13 protein-coding genes, 1 other RNA gene and 2 pseudogenes are annotated in these 13,668 nt (G+C 38.0%); 9 read left to right on the top strand and 7 right to left on the bottom strand.

What is annotated here, in order from left to right; all coding sequences use genetic code 11:
• Positions 1-169: 169 nt before the first annotated feature.
• From TR08_RS27210 to TR08_RS27200, 4 genes are all read right to left on the bottom strand, one after another.
• The gene (locus tag TR08_RS27210) at positions 170-454 is read right to left on the bottom strand and encodes a hypothetical protein (RefSeq protein WP_045523618.1); all 285 of its coding nucleotides are present in this window, start codon (positions 452-454) and stop codon (positions 170-172) included.
• A gap of 719 nt (positions 455-1,173) precedes the next feature.
• A complete protein-coding gene (locus TR08_RS31575) occupies positions 1,174-1,305 on the bottom strand; it encodes a YjcZ family sporulation protein (RefSeq protein ID WP_081954672.1) in 132 nt (43 codons plus the stop codon).
• 294 nt (positions 1,306-1,599) lie between these two features.
• The gene (locus TR08_RS27205; protein WP_045523616.1) at positions 1,600-1,806 is read right to left on the bottom strand and encodes a spore germination protein; all 207 of its coding nucleotides are present in this window, start codon (positions 1,804-1,806) and stop codon (positions 1,600-1,602) included.
• Positions 1,807-2,114: 308 nt separating this feature from the next.
• Positions 2,115-3,647, bottom strand: coding sequence for a multicopper oxidase family protein (locus tag TR08_RS27200; RefSeq protein ID WP_045524259.1), 1,533 nt, complete (start codon positions 3,645-3,647; stop codon positions 2,115-2,117).
• A 587-nt stretch (positions 3,648-4,234) separates the two neighbouring features.
• Between TR08_RS27200 and TR08_RS27195 the strand changes: the two are divergent.
• From TR08_RS27195 to ald, 5 genes and pseudogenes are all read left to right on the top strand, one after another.
• Positions 4,235-4,606: pseudogene (locus TR08_RS27195) on the top strand (cupin domain-containing protein); the annotation flags it as partial.
• A 1-nt stretch (position 4,607) separates the two neighbouring features.
• Positions 4,608-4,958, top strand: a pseudogene (locus tag TR08_RS27190) (recombinase family protein); the annotation flags it as partial.
• Between the two features lie 323 nt (positions 4,959-5,281).
• The gene (locus tag TR08_RS27185; RefSeq protein ID WP_193747859.1) at positions 5,282-5,821 is read left to right on the top strand and encodes a hypothetical protein; all 540 of its coding nucleotides are present in this window, start codon (positions 5,282-5,284) and stop codon (positions 5,819-5,821) included.
• A 4-nt stretch (positions 5,822-5,825) separates the two neighbouring features.
• Positions 5,826-6,296, top strand: coding sequence for a (2Fe-2S)-binding protein (locus TR08_RS27180; protein ID WP_274521060.1), 471 nt, complete (start codon positions 5,826-5,828; stop codon positions 6,294-6,296).
• Positions 6,297-6,951: 655 nt separating this feature from the next.
• Complete coding sequence (gene ald, locus TR08_RS27175; RefSeq protein ID WP_045523615.1) at positions 6,952-8,085, top strand: alanine dehydrogenase; 1,134 nt, start codon at positions 6,952-6,954, stop codon at positions 8,083-8,085.
• 71 nt (positions 8,086-8,156) lie between these two features.
• Here ald and ssrS read toward each other — a convergent pair.
• A non-coding RNA gene (gene ssrS / locus TR08_RS31570) (6S RNA) lies at positions 8,157-8,353 on the bottom strand.
• A 46-nt stretch (positions 8,354-8,399) separates the two neighbouring features.
• On the bottom strand, positions 8,400-9,497 hold the full coding sequence (locus TR08_RS27170; protein ID WP_045523613.1) for a M24 family metallopeptidase: 1,098 nt from the start codon (positions 9,495-9,497) through the stop codon (positions 8,400-8,402).
• A 177-nt stretch (positions 9,498-9,674) separates the two neighbouring features.
• Between TR08_RS27170 and TR08_RS27165 the strand changes: the two genes are divergently transcribed.
• The 3 genes from TR08_RS27165 (at position 9,675) to TR08_RS27155 (ending at position 12,100) form a co-directional block, all read left to right on the top strand.
• Positions 9,675-10,355, top strand: a complete 681-nt coding sequence (locus tag TR08_RS27165; RefSeq protein ID WP_045523611.1) for a metal-dependent hydrolase — start codon at positions 9,675-9,677, stop codon at positions 10,353-10,355.
• 65 nt (positions 10,356-10,420) lie between these two features.
• Positions 10,421-10,657, top strand: a complete 237-nt coding sequence (locus tag TR08_RS27160) for a hypothetical protein (protein WP_045523609.1) — start codon at positions 10,421-10,423, stop codon at positions 10,655-10,657.
• A gap of 123 nt (positions 10,658-10,780) precedes the next feature.
• Positions 10,781-12,100, top strand: coding sequence for a CBS domain-containing protein (locus TR08_RS27155; RefSeq protein ID WP_045523607.1), 1,320 nt, complete (start codon positions 10,781-10,783; stop codon positions 12,098-12,100).
• Between the two features lie 203 nt (positions 12,101-12,303).
• On the opposite strand, the gene TR08_RS27150 is transcribed toward TR08_RS27155, so the two are convergent.
• On the bottom strand, positions 12,304-12,600 hold the full coding sequence (locus TR08_RS27150) for a YtpI family protein (RefSeq protein WP_045523605.1): 297 nt from the start codon (positions 12,598-12,600) through the stop codon (positions 12,304-12,306).
• A 95-nt stretch (positions 12,601-12,695) separates the two neighbouring features.
• Here TR08_RS27150 and TR08_RS27145 point away from each other — a divergent pair, with 95 nt between their 5' ends.
• Positions 12,696-13,640, top strand: coding sequence for a DHH family phosphoesterase (locus TR08_RS27145; RefSeq protein WP_045523604.1), 945 nt, complete (start codon positions 12,696-12,698; stop codon positions 13,638-13,640).
• Positions 13,641-13,668: the final 28 nt, after the last annotated feature.

The raw sequence follows: 13,668 nt of genomic DNA, 5'->3' as shown, positions 1-13,668 counted from the left end.
CCCTTGGACCTTATAGTTTAAAGTAGCCATTTTGCAATTAGAATTCTTTACGATAATACGTTATATAGAAAAAACTACCTCAGTTAAGGTAGTCTAATATAGGAGAGACGTTTTGTGATTTTTTCCAAATAATAATATGCAGATGTGAGTTAGGAGTAACCTTCAAAAATTAATCATCGTTATTTTTATGTCGGAATGACATAATGGTTGTTTTTAATGAAGCGTATGAGCCTATGGCAGCATATCCATAAAACCAGCCCATAAAAATGCCTGCTACAAGATTATGTCTGTGACTTATAAAAATTGAGATACCTAAACCTAATATAAGAGCAATTGTGGGTATAAATTTTCTTGGTACTTTCAAAAATAATTTTATTAGTTGAGTTAGTAACATTATTACGGGGACTGCAATTATTGCATCCCAAAAATTTGTATGTATTGTTGGAAAATCCATGTTCTCAACCCCTTTTTAATTAATATGTTCCTTAACAATAAAATTAATTAGCGTAGTACGAAGAAAATGTGCAATATAAGAGAAGTTGCTTGTTCAGCAAAAAGAGTTGTTAGTTGAACACGAATGTGTGTTGAAAAATAACGCCTGTATCTATGATTACCAAGTAATCTAAGATCCAGGCGTTATTTTTCGAAACTATCTGTCCTTATATATATTAAAAGACTCTGGAGGCTTTTTGTTTTAATCTGTATATTTTCTGTTTTGGAAGTAATCTTCAATGTGTAATAAAGCACATCCAATTGTTAATGAAGCGGTTATTGTCTTCAAGACGGCTAGGGCATTAAAGTGAGATGAAAATTCGAATTGACTAATTTTTTTCAAAATAATAAAGCATCCACAAATTGGATGCTCGATTACTCAAAACAAAAAGGACCCATTTAGGTCCTAGAATAGCCTTCTTAAACCACCTTCTTAGCTCTACAAGAATAGCTGCCTTTGATGGCCGCAAGTCCTTATCTCCTGGAAATACGGTTTAAATCATTTGCTTAATAGAATCTACGTCTTCTTCTTCTTCTTTCTCTTTTGAATTCAAAGGGGAAAAACCGTCTTCTTCTAAAATCGTCACGAAAAAACCCCATGTGTAATTATCCTTCTTTCATTTCAGAAGTTTATATGACAAAGGGACAGATTAACTTAACCTGCCCTTTGTTCCGTACAATTTAGAAAAAAGAAGTCCCAATAATGATCAGTAGGATGAACAATACTACGATTAAAACAAAAGTGCTGCCTCCAGTATAGCCACCGTCGTAGCCATAACCGCCACAGCCGTATCCGCCCCATCCAAAGCCCATATTTTTTTACCACCCTATTGAAATATCTGAAGGAAAAAACTTATCACTCCGTATATATATTCCTAAAGACAAGAATGGATTAGACAATCACCCTATTGATAAGACAAAATTAGCGATTGCCTAAAATGTGGCCCCATATATACACGGCATAGCAGCTTTTCACTTTACCGCAAACAAAAAAGCCTGTATTCGCCTTATACGGGCTTTCAGTAACGGTTCGACCATATTGCTGTTTCTTCGCCCGCTTCTTTACCCAATAACATAGGGGGAGAGGACGGCGGTCCTAGTTTCCAGTTAAATTGGTTGATCCACTGTATCAGTATCTGCAATATTACTGGAACTAACTCCATTAATCGTTATGATATCAATGCCTGTATTGCTACTACCTGAACCGTGAATAGTCTTCACAGCGTTTTTAGGAGAAACAGACAAAGCGCCACCAACATTGACAACACCACCGTTCACGACATCAATTACTACTTGATAAGGTATTCCAGACATATAAAATCATCCTTTACAGGTTAATAATCTAATTTATGACTGGCTTACCACTTTAGTGAAAGAAGATAAAAAAGTAGATTCCTAACCGTACAGGAAATCGTTGTTTTAATGGGGCAAAACGGCCTATCATTCCACCATAAACAATAAAAAAAGCTTCAAAGGGTCAGGTTAGCTTGATAAAGTAAAGAACATTGGGTGTTAAATCCCAATGTTCTTAGTAGATTAATTTTATACTTCCGGAAAATCTAAGGCATTATTTTAAATTAAAAAAGGTGTTTAAGCAATTATATTTGACAGAACACAGTCTATTATCGGATAACTATAAACGGTCTCATCATCTCATAATCCTCGTGCTCCAAGATATGACAGTGCCATACATACAATCCGGTATAAGGACCAAACTTCATGATAATTCTAGCAATCTGGTTAGGATTAACTCGAACGGTATCCTTCCATCCTCGTTCGTATGGTTCCGGAGGAATCGCCGGACCCGTATAATGGATCATTTTCTCTTTGTTAAACTTTTCTACATCGAAATTTCTCCTATCTAAGATTTGAAAATCAATTAAGTGAAGATGAATAGGGTGTGTATCCGTAGTTAAGTTAATGAGATACCAAATTTCAGTTGATCCTAATTTTGGATTTTCAGTGATGGGGGCATCCCACTGTTTATTATCCAATAACATAAATTCACGACCGTACTTATCCATATTATCATTTAATGTTAGGTATCGTATTTTGGAAGCTGACTGTTCATTTATTTTGGGAACATGCATTATATAAGCCGGAATAGCACTCGTATCCACATTAGACAATGGATGAGTTACTCTAAACTGCATCACTGTGTCCGTATTTTCATCAACTGAATCTCCGGTTGGAAATGGAGCAGGCGCATCGTTTGTCATGATAATATTCTTACCCTCAAGATTGGTAAAATCAATGATCACCTCTGCTCGTTCTGCAGGTGCTAACATAATTTCTTTTACACCTATCGGGTGCTGTATAAATCCTCCATCCGTTGCAATTTGATACATAAGTTGTCCTGAGCCAAGTTTAATTCTAAAGAAACGGGTGTTTGCTGCGTTTAGCAACCTAAATCGATATTTACGTGGTTCCACTTCTAAATAGGGATGTACTTTGCCATTCACTAAAATCGTTTTTCCCACGAATTCAGGAATGATCGACGTTTCTAATTCCGGGATTGGTTTATCTGGCTGCTTTGGGTAATAAAGGGATCCATCTTTATTAAATGTCTTGTCTTGTATCATAATAGGGATTTCGTATTTCCCACTTGGTAAATTCAAGATGCGTGCCCGTTGATCTCTGATTAAATAGAATCCCGCCAATCCAGCATAAACATTAAGCCTAGTGATACCTAGGGCATGGTCATGATACCAAAGTGTGGAATCATGACCGCAATTATCATATCGATAGATTTGTTTCCTAAAATATCGACCGACTTGTTTGAATCCTCTTGTAAACCAAGCCTCTGGATAGCCATCGCTTTCCCATTCAACACAAGCTCCGTGTACATGTACTACCGTCCGTACTTCCGGTACGTCCATATGGGCACCATGCACCGTATGATCTACAGGAAACAGGTGCTTATCAGGAAGATTGTTGATCCATTTGATAAATACAATTTTACCTTTCTCTACTTCTATGGTAGGACCTGGATAGCCCCCTTCATAGCCCCATACCGTGGTATCATTTAACTCACTATGGAGAGATTGTTTAAATTCAGTCATATTCACTTCATAATACGTATGTAACTGATCTGTCCATCGAGGTTTTAAAACAGGTGGGATTGGAAGTTCGTCTACAAATTTAGTGAGAATTATTTTTGGCGGATTTGCTTCCTTACTACCACAATGGTTATTAGGTGTGCATTTACATTGATCTCCACATTTACAATTTGGATTTTTGCAGTACGGGTTGGTACAGTGTTTGGATGATTTGTGCAAGTTATGCGAAATGCCATCATTAATATTCATTAAGATTCCCCCATTTTCCTATTTTTTGAATTCCTGTCATACAAACCTTTGCCCTTCCAATTTTAGAAAATTTATAATGCTTTTGCATTTCCTATAGAAACAATATTCATACTATAATACTCCTTGTTTTCTTGAACTATTATAAAGTTATGCATGTTGGGCTTAGGAGGTATCAAAAAAGAGTTCAGTGTGAAAAAATATTAGTATAGTATATCTCCAAAACAACCGAAGGTCGGTGACCAGTTTTTCCAAGTTATATTAAGACCAAATGAAAAAAGGTCAACTAGTTAAAGAGGGGGACTGCAAGCGGTAATCTCTTTTGTTGTTGTGCTAACAAAGTAGGTTGGTTGAAATAGGCACATATTCGTTGCCCTACTCATAAGAATACGATAAAAGATTTTTCCTGAACTATCCCATAAATGAGGTGCATTTTGATGGACATCCGAACAATTAATCAAGTGAACGGCAAAGTGCCACAACCTATCCGTAGTGATGGAGCTGGCACGATAGACTCAGGACCTCGGAATATCCTTAGGGATCTTCAAAATCCGAATATGCTCGTCCCACCTATTACAGATGCAGGATTAGTTCCTAACTTGAAATTCTCATTCTCAGACACTTCTATGACATTAAATCACGGGGGATGGTCACGGGAGATCACCGCCAGGGAACTTCCGATAGCGACTACTCTTGCTAGAGTAAATATGAGCTTAACGGCCGGCGGAGTACGTGAACTCCATTGGCATAAACAGGCAGAATGGTCTTATATGCTGTTGGGACGGGCACGTATAGCCTCGGTTGATAAAAGAAGGAATTGACGTTGTTGAGGAATTATTTAAAAAGAATGTAATGGTACATGTATTAAATGTAGGATTACTTGAAAATACAACAATGGGACGATTCTTCCTCCAAACCATGTTAGCAGTAGCTGAAATGGAAAGAAATATGATTGTAGAACGAACTCGGGAAGGGAAAGCATCAGCTAGGAAGCGTGAGGATTTCAGAGAGGGTCGACCGAAGAAATTTAAAAAGGCACAAATAGATCATGCACTAAAGCTACTTGAAACAAATTCATACATGCAAGTAGAGGAAATAACGGGTATAAGTAAAAGCACGTTAATAAGAGCCAAGAAACGTCAGGAGCAGCTTAATCAATGAAGGCAAGAGTCGACCATCATGGTCGATTTTTTATTTTGAGGGGATAAAATTACTAAGCAATGATATTTATTATGAGGTTCATTAGTTACATTACAATTCAAATTGCAAATAAAAAATAATAATTATTGTTATTACGGTTTCCTATTGTAATTTGTTCATTAGAAATAAAACATTCTATTCTTTCAAAGGTACTGAATATATATAGGTGATGAGTTTTAGCGACAAGCATAAAATTCCCAATTGTACAAATATAAAAAAGGATTGAAGGGATGGATATGGAGGTTATCGGGAAAAGCATTATTCGTAAAGAGGCGCAGGACAAAGTGACAGGCCGTGCACAATACACACACGATTACCACACGACGAAAAAGCTATACGGAAGAGTTGTTATCAGTCCATATGCCCATGCACGAATCGTAAGTATTGAGATTGTTGGGCCGGAAGGTGTAAAAGTAAAACCAATTAATGAGATCTTCCACGAGCAACTGCAATTGAAAAAAGGTGAGTTTCTTATCCAGGTGGCCACAGATGAACGATATATCCATGCTCCTTTTATCAGCATCAAACGACGGCAACAATGGGAAACAGGTTACCCATTAATTACAGTCGCCGCTTTAAAAATGGATGGAGAGATACGGACGGCCATCAGCGGCCTTTGCCCGTTTCCGTTTCGTTCAAAGAAGATGGAGGCTCCGTTAAATAACCGTGAAATATCTGTACAGGAGCGGATTCAAAGCACTTTAGCCGAGATGCCCAGCCCGATTCTTAATGATGTTGAGGGATCATCAGAATACAGGCTGTTCGTTCTGCAAAATTTACTCGAGGATGTTCTAGGGGCGTTGGATATAGGGGAAAGGAAGTGATTGTGTGAAACTCCAAACGATTCATTTAAACGTAAATGATCAAATGCACACGGTGACCGTTAGAACGGGAGACACACTTTTATACACAATCAGGGAGAAACTTGGTCTAACAGGGGCAAAACCAGGGTGTCTGAATAGGGATTGTGGAGCTTGTACGATTAATGTTGACGGCTGGCCGATGAAATCTTGTTTAATGATGGCCGTAGAGGGGCCGGGGAAGCAAATTACAACGATTGAAGGCTTAAAAAATACCCAGATTCAGCAGGCGTTTGTTGAACATTTTGCTTTTCAATGCGGCTATTGCACACCTGGGTTTATTATGAATTGTCATTCCCTTATCCTGAAGAAACCGGATGCGGATGATCCGATGATCAAAGAGTGGCTTGAATCAAATATTTGCCGCTGCACTAGCTATAGCGAAATTGAAAAGGCCATCAAGTCTGCATTGGCAAAAAATAAGCACCATTCCAATTAGCCTAGTAATCAGGACAAAAGAGGTTGGTCTGCAACCTCTCTTTATGCTTAAAAATGAACTCCTACACGGAAGGTCCTCTGCTGCTCTGTTCTACACGAGTAAAGAAAAAGAGGTATTAGTTATTGTAGTTTAAGCAACAAATATTTTTGACAGAGCGCAGGTCTTATCTTTTCATAATCATATAAGACTGTGCATACATACAACCCTGTACAAGGACCAAACTTTATGCTAATTCGAGTTAATTGGATAGGATCAGCTCTTCTGTATCAAATGCCCATCATTCTGAGCGATAGGTTCTTGTTCAACTATAGAGTGTTTTAGTTTAATATGGATCCGGTATTTCTAATAAAGAAAACTCGCATACTGTGGCGAGTTTTGCATTTTTTTAAGCCATTACCAATATCAAAACTACTGTCATTTCGGCACAAATTTTTAGAAAAACACCTCAAAACGGAACCCTTTAAGAAATGCTGAAAGGCTCTTTCTGATATTTCCTAAGTACAAAGTAAAAAAATAAAAAGTTTGGGAATCGTTGGTTTTTTTGATAAAATGAAGTTGTTTTCAAAGTAATGGACATGCATCATCAGCTTTACTAAGAAAATAGAAATTTAATCATCCTGTTTTATTAATGCTGAGATTATTAGGAGGTAAGTACATGCGGATCGGCGTTCCTAAAGAGATAAAAAATAATGAAAACCGTGTTGCGATGACACCAGCAGGGGTTTTCAATATATTAAAATTTGGTCATGAGGTTTTTATTGAAAAAGGAGCTGGCCAAGGTTCCGGTTTCACAGATGAAGATTATGTTTCTGCGGGTGCGAAAATAGTAGAAACGGCTTATGAAGCTTGGTCAATGGAAATGGTGATGAAGGTTAAAGAACCTCTGCCAAGTGAATATCAATATTTCCGTGAAGGGTTAATTCTATTTACATACTTACATTTAGCTCCAGAACCAGAACTAACAAAAGCATTAATCAATAAAAAAGTGGTTGGAATTGCCTATGAAACGGTACAACTGTCAAATAGATCATTACCTTTATTAACCCCGATGAGTGAAGTAGCGGGAAGAATGGCCGCGCAAATTGGGGCACAATTTCTAGAAAAAGTTCATGGAGGAAAAGGGATTCTTCTTTCTGGCGTACCTGGTGTACAAAGAGGGACCGTTACGATTATCGGTGGCGGTGTAGCAGGAACAAATGCTGCGAAAATGGCGATTGGACTTGGGGCAAAAGTCACCATTATTGACTTGAATCCAGAGCGTCTGCGTCAATTAGATGATATTTTTGGATTTGAAGTGACTACACTTATTTCTAACCCGTATAATATAGCTGAGGCTGTGAAAGATTCAGACGTTGTTATCGGTGCGGTACTTATTCCTGGAGCTAAGGCTCCAAAACTAGTAACAGAAGAAATGATTCAATCCATGAATCCAGGAAGTGTCGTAGTTGATATTGCCATCGACCAAGGCGGGATTTTTGAAACAACTGACCGTATTACTACTCACGATAACCCAACCTACATTAAACATGGTGTTGTTCATTATGCGGTTGCCAATATGCCTGGAGCAGTACCTAGAACTTCAACTATTGCTTTAACAAATGTGACAGTACCTTATGCCATCCAAATTGCGAATAAAGGTTTTAGAAAGGCATGCCTTGAGAATGAAGCCTTACTTTATGGTATCAATACACTTGGCGGCTTTGTAACCTATGAAGCAGTGGCTGATGCACATGGTCTGCATTACTCCGATACAAAAACATTACTTGGACATATGAACACGAAAGGATGAGATTGATTCTCTTCTTTTTTATGTAGAAAAAATAAAGCCAGCTTCAAAACGAAGCTGGCAGTTAAATTCATTATATAGCCGCATTTGCCGTACCTTATATAAGAAAGTTTTAAACCACCACTCCTCAAAGTGGGTGTTCGCAGAAAGCCTCCTGCTTGTCCTCCATGTCGTATAGACAGAGGCTTGTCATTTTAGCTTCAATAGTAAAACTCCCTTTTACAGCTTAAAGGTTAAAACTTTATTATCACTACGAGCAACGCAGCTTGTATTAGTATATTACTTCATTTATCTCTTTTGTTCAATGGTAAAAAAATCTATCTAATTATTTTCAGTTCCTTCGGGAATTTTGTTAGTTGTTTTGAGCCGTCTTCTGTTATATACACATCATCTTCAATTCTAACACCAGCAACACCAGGAACATAAATACCTGGTTCAATGGTATAAACCATTCCTTCTTCAATAACTAGTTGATTTGTTTCTGTCATGGATGGATATTCGTGAACGCTGATTCCGAGTCCGTGACCAAGACGATGAGGGAAAAATTCACCATATCCGGCATCAGTGATGATTCTGCGCGCAGTCAGGTCAATCTCTGCAGCAGTTACACCTGGTTTACTTGCCTCAAGTGCTGCTAACTGTGCCTTTAAAACGGTATCGTATATTTCTTTCTGTTTATCATTTATATCACCATAGGCAACCGTTCTTGTGATGTCAGAGCAATAGCGATCAACCACTACACCTAAATCAAATAATACTAAATCACCCTTTTGGATTTTTGTGCCTCCAGGATTACCATGTGGGGACGCAGCATTTGCACCAGTCAGGACCATTGTTGAAAATGACATTTCCGTTACGCCTTTTTTCTTAAGTGCATATTCAACAGCATTTAATACATCTAATTCTGTTCTGCCCTCTTTAATTTCACTGCAGCCGATTTCGATGGCATAATCAGCTAAAGCGCAAGCCTCTTCAATGATTTTTAATTCCTTCGCATCTTTAATCATACGAAGCTTTCTTAATTTTTCTTCTGCGGAAACAAAAGCAGCACCCGAAAATAATACGGACAACTGTTCATAGCGGTCCACATTCATATGTTCCTTTTCAATCGCGACGTTACGTACTCCTTTTATTCTTTTATTGATCGAAGTATGTACTAAATCCCATGGATTTTCGATATCACTATAGCCGATGATTTCATGGTTCCAACCAGCCCTTTTGACATCATTCACTTCCATTCCCGGACAAACTAGGAAAGGCTCTTCTTCTTGGAAAACTGCTAAACCTAGTAAACGCTCGTGGGGATTGGAGAAAAATTCGCTTAAATAAAATACATTCTCAGAAGAACTGATAAAGCTGACATCAATCCCATTTTCCTTCATCCATGCTTGAAGTTTTTGTAATCGTTGATTCATTTATTTCAACCTCCTAAATAAAAATTCCTACTTGAGCGTATCAATTTTACAGCCATGTGTAAACAATCTGCTTTTAGGTTGTGCTAAAAAGAACTATTTATGGATATAAATGAGGGAGGAATTTAGAAATTTATATGGAAGTACATACTATAAAAAATTTATAGAGGAGATGGGTAGATGAAAGTTTCTTATCACGGGCATTCGGTTGTTCAAATTCAAATCAATGGCAAAAAGATAATTATTGATCCTTTTATTACTTGGAATCAATTAACAGACTTGAAAGTGGAGGATGTAAACCCAGATGTAATTATGTTAACTCACGGTCACAATGACCACGTCGGAGATACGGTTGAGTTAGCTAAAAGAAACAATGCGCTTGTTATAGCCAATCATGAGCTTTCTACATACCTAGGCTGGCAAGGGGTAAATACTCATGCGATGCATATTGGCGGCGCACATCAATTTGATTTTGGAAAAGTCAAATTAACACAAGCTTTTCATGGCTCCAGTTATACAACGGAAAATAATGAAATTATATATTGCGGCATGCCAGCTGGAATTCTATTTATGGCAGAGGGAAAAACGATTTATCATGCCGGAGATACGGCTTTATTTTCGGATATGAAGCTTATCGGAGAAAGACATCCAATTGATTTAGCATTCTTGCCAATCGGTGATAATTTTACAATGGGACCGGAGGACGCAGCGTATGCTGCAAAATTATTAGGGGCAAAATTAATAGTTCCAATCCATTACAATACGTTCCCACCTATTAAGCAGGATCCTAAACAATTTATTGAAATGCTTGAAAATAAAAATGGCAAAGTCCTAGAGCCTGGAGAATTTATAGAATTATAATACTTTTTTATCCCTTCTATGCATAAAGTGAAACAAGCAGTTCGTTTTGAAGGGAGACAAAGGAATTGAAAAAAAACCGGTATTTACTCTGCCTGTTGCTTTGTGGTTTTATGCTTTATTTTGCTGTACCAAGACTATCGGTATTTGCAGAAGGTCTGGAAGGGACTTTTGCCCTAACCTGGCTAGCGTTTGCAATAATTGTTATTGCAGGAAATCTTACAGCCATGTTATATAGTCCAAAAAAAGCAGTAAAAAAACGTCATCAACTCCGAATTAACAAAAAATCACGTTCATATTATTAATAACCATGCACAAAGGGGGCCAGTATTAACGGCTCCCTTTGTGTTGGTTTATTATTCAAAATAATGGTATAAATAATATATCGATAATTTATACTTAAAGGGCTATAGAAATGGGTGAAGGTCTTGGCTACAAAACATGAACAAATTCTACAATATATTGATGAACTTCCTGTTGGGGAAAAAATATCCGTACGACAAATCGCCAAGGCGATGACTGTTAGTGAAGGTACAGCCTATAGAGCAATCAAGGAAGCTGAAAATAAAGGCTATGTCAGTACAATCGAACGTGTTGGCACGATTAGGATTGAACGGAAGAAAAAAGAGAATATTGAAAAGCTCACCTTTGCAGAAGTCGTTAATATTGTGGAGGGTCAGGTTTTAGGCGGGAAGACTGGCTTGCATAAAACACTTAATAAATTTGTTATCGGTGCAATGAAACTTGAGGCGATGATGCGATATACAGGTCCTGATAACCTGTTAATCGTTGGGAATCGTACACAGGCACAGGAGCTTGCATTAAAGGCCGGAGCAGCTGTTTTAATTACCGGCGGCTTTGATACTGACGACCATATCAAGAAACTAGCAGATAGTCTAGAAATGCCGATTATATCAACCAGTTATGATACCTTTACAGTGGCTACAATGATAAATCGTGCCATCTATGACCAGTTAATTAAAAAAGAAATTATTCTGGTTGAGGATATCCTAACCCCGCTTACAGAGACCTATTTTTTGAAGACTTCTGATAAGGTTTCTAAGTGGCATACTTTAAATCTTGAAACCACCCACAGCCGTTACCCTGTGGTGGATCAGAACATGAAGATTCAAGGGATGGTAACAGCAAAAGATATCATGGGGCAGGAGACTGAAACCACGATCGAAAAGATTATGACTAAACAGCCGATGACTGTTTCTGGTAAAACAAGTGTTGCCTCGACAGCACATATGATGGTTTGGGAAGGCATAGAAGTTCTTCCAGTCGTGGATGACACCAACCATCTTGAAGGGATAATTAGCAGGCAGGATGTATTAAAAGCACTGCAAATGAACCAACGTCAGCCACAGGTAGGAGAAACAATTGATGACATTGTGACCCATCAAATGGTCTTAATGCGGGGAAGAGCAAAAGGGGAAGATGTGTATACTTGTGAGGTAACCCCGCAAATGACAAACCATCTCGGTACAATTTCTTATGGCGTATTTACCACGATAGTTTCAGAGGCTGCGAACAGGATATTACGAAGCTATAAAAAAGGAGATTTGGTTGTTGAGAATATGACCATTTACTTTTTAAAACCTGTTCAGATGGAAAGTCTTATAGAAATCTACCCGAGAGTCCTTGAAGTGGGCCGTAAATTCGGAAAGGTCGATGTCGAGGTCTTTAGCGATGGAATTCTAGTAGGTAAAGCAATGATGATGTGTCAGCTTATCGATCGGAATTAAAACAAGGAAAAAGCCGCTTCAAGATAAGCGGCTATCATTTATTTAACATTGTAACTTGTCTAGCTACAGCGCCTAGGGGCTCGGGTCATAAGCCAATCCGTCAAGAAGGTTAAAGAACAACCTTCCTGCCGGCTCGTCTTATGCCTGTCGCCCCTAGGAAAAATTGAACTGCATTTTTCCCTGGGCAAGGCGCTTCCGCTTTTCTATTTCTCTGCTTCTTCTGCGGCAAATGGGAGATAATGTTTATACTTTTTGAATCCAACCCAAGTAAATACACCGCCATACACAATAAAGATTACGGATACAATCAGTGTAACAGTCGTTTGTGAAATAAAGAATAAATGATTAATACCAAATAAAGTGACAAATAAACCAAGTGATATATTCGATTTTGCACCAAGCCATTTCTTTTCTACTGGCCGGCTGCTTCTAAAGTATTTGGTTTTATAGAATAAATAGAAAGCAAATAGAATGACAATAAAAAACACTAGAACAGACATTAAATTTCCCCCAAGTCTAAAATTCTCTTGTTAATTGTACATATTATTTTAACAAAATACTACCTTTGCTTCAAATCAATTGAGAGGTGATCACATTGAATGAAAAAATTTTAGATATGATCGAACAATATGAAACAATAATCGTCCATCGCCATGTCCGTCCAGACCCGGATGCATATGGTTCACAATGCGGATTAGTTGAAATACTAAAAGCATCTTTTCCAGATAAAAAAGTGTTTGCTGTTGGAAAAGAAGAAAGGTCGCTCCATTTTATGCGCCGTCTTGATTCCATTGAAGATGAAGTGTATAAAGGTGCTTTAGTTATAGTTTGTGATACCGCTAATGAGGAACGGATCTGTGATAGAAGATATTCATTAGGCGATAAACTAATAAAAATAGACCATCATCCAAATGAGGATCCATACGGGGATTTACTGTGGGTGGATACAACCGCAAGTTCTTGCAGTGAGATGATTTACGAATTCTATTTATTTGGTAAGGACCGAGGATTAAAATTAAATGATGCGGCTGCAAGGCTTTTATTTGCTGGTATTGTTGGAGATACAGGGAGATTCCTGTTTCCAAGTACTACTGACAAAACCTTTTTATATGCAGGGGAACTAATTCATTATAATTTTTCCCGTACCGAGCTCTTTAATAAAATGTACGAGCTTGATTCCAATATTATTAAATTGAATGGCTACGTTCTTCAAAATTTTGAAATGCAAAATAATGGTGTGGCTTCTGTTATGCTAACGAAGAAGCTATTGAATGAATATGGTGCAGAGCCATCAGAGGCTTCCTTACTTGTAGGAACTTTAGGTGATGTAAAAGGTATCAAAGCGTGGGTTTTTTTCATAGAAGAGGAAGACCAGATTAGGGTACGACTACGTTCAAAGGGTCCGGTTATTAATGGGGTTGCTAGAAAGTTTAAAGGCGGGGGACATCCACTAGCCTCAGGTGCATCTATCCATTCATGGGATGAGGTAGAGCATGTAATAAAAGAGCTTAGCGATGTATGTGACAACTATCAACAATAATGAAAGAATCGGCCTCATAAGCGCAGGC

The sequence above is a fragment of the Neobacillus niacini genome (assembly GCF_000759675.1).
GTDB lineage: Bacteria > Bacillota > Bacilli > Bacillales > Cytobacillaceae > Neobacillus > Neobacillus niacini_A.
Note: the sequence above shows the minus strand (reverse complement) of the source record. Positions and strands in the feature narration are given on the sequence as shown.

What these genes read in the sequence shown, in the direction of transcription:
- TR08_RS27210 (WP_045523618.1), bottom strand. Translation starts at nt 454, where the DNA reads ATGGATTTTCCAACAATACATACAAATTTTTGGGATGCAATAATTGCA.
- TR08_RS31575 (WP_081954672.1), bottom strand. Translation starts at nt 1,305, where the DNA reads ATGGGCTTTGGATGGGGCGGATACGGCTGTGGCGGTTATGGCTACGAC.
- TR08_RS27205 (WP_045523616.1), bottom strand. Translation starts at nt 1,806, where the DNA reads ATGTCTGGAATACCTTATCAAGTAGTAATTGATGTCGTGAACGGTGGT.
- ald (WP_045523615.1), top strand. Translation starts at nt 6,952, where the DNA reads ATGCGGATCGGCGTTCCTAAAGAGATAAAAAATAATGAAAACCGTGTT.
- TR08_RS27170 (WP_045523613.1), bottom strand. Translation starts at nt 9,497, where the DNA reads ATGAATCAACGATTACAAAAACTTCAAGCATGGATGAAGGAAAATGGG.
- TR08_RS27165 (WP_045523611.1), top strand. Translation starts at nt 9,675, where the DNA reads ATGAAAGTTTCTTATCACGGGCATTCGGTTGTTCAAATTCAAATCAAT.
- TR08_RS27150 (WP_045523605.1), bottom strand. Translation starts at nt 12,600, where the DNA reads ATGTCTGTTCTAGTGTTTTTTATTGTCATTCTATTTGCTTTCTATTTA.